Annotated in this window: 1 pseudogene; it reads left to right on the top strand. The window is 55.6% G+C overall.

Annotation, left to right across the window (positions count from 1 at the left end):
- Positions 1–8: 8 nt before the first annotated feature.
- Positions 9–923, top strand: a pseudogene (locus KBX18_RS11735) (IS3-like element IS3502 family transposase); the annotation flags it as partial.
- Positions 924–987 lie beyond the last annotated feature (64 nt).

Genomic DNA, 987 nt, shown 5'->3' with positions numbered 1-987 from the left:
CGTAAGGCAGCCAAATATTTCATGGAAGAGACGAACTGGTGATCCGCTTCCGGTTCGTTGATGACCACCGCACCGATTACTCGGTCAAGCGGATGTGCACCGTACTCGGGTTAAACCGCAGCTCCTACTACAAATGGAAAGCTAGCAGCGCCCAGCGGCACCGCAGACTGGTTGATGATGCCATACTCGGAGCCAAGGTCCAGGCCATCTTCGACGACAAGAGGCAGCTCTACGGCGCAAAACGCATTGCCGCCGAGCTGACTTTCAACGATGCGTACAGTAGCACCGGACCGGTCAACCATAAGCGCATCGCCCGGATTATGAGGAAGCTTCAGCTGCGCGGCTACACGAAAAAACGTAAGGTCACGACAACGCAGTGTGAGCGTCATCGCTTTATATTCGCTGACCTGGTCAAGCGTAACTTCACTGCGCCAGCTGCCAATAGGATCCTCGTCGGCGATATTACCTATCTGCCGATCGCAGACGGGTCGAATATGTATCTGGCTTCTGTGATTGACTGCTACTCGCGGATGCTCGTCGGCTTCGCGATCGCAGACCACATGCGCACCGACCTCGTCGAAGAAGCGCTCGAGCATGCTCGCCGTACCCGTGGCAGTCTCTCCGGGGCGATCTTCCACTCAGATCATGGCAGCGTGTATACCTCATCGCAGTTTCAGGCTGTCTGCCGAAGACTCAACGTCACCCAGTCGATGGGAGCAGTTGGCAGCAGCGCTGATAATTCACTCGCGGAGTCGTTTAACGCGGCATTGAAACGAGAAGTGCTCAAAGACCAGAAAGTCTTTTCCAATCAGCTAGTCTGCCGGCGCGACGTCTTCGCATGGTGTGCGCGCTACAACACCACCCGAAGGCATTCCTGGTGCAAGTACCTCACACCCATTGAGTACGAAACTCACGCTTCCTAACAATGCGCTAGAGTAAAGCCAATAATTTCACCCCCACGGTGTCTACTTTCCGGGGGCCGGGCCC

This window comes from Corynebacterium sp. CCUG 69979 (assembly GCF_024454095.1).
In the GTDB taxonomy this organism is placed as follows: Bacteria; Actinomycetota; Actinomycetes; order Mycobacteriales; family Mycobacteriaceae; genus Corynebacterium; species Corynebacterium genitalium.
This window is presented reverse-complemented; position numbering and strand designations above follow the sequence as displayed.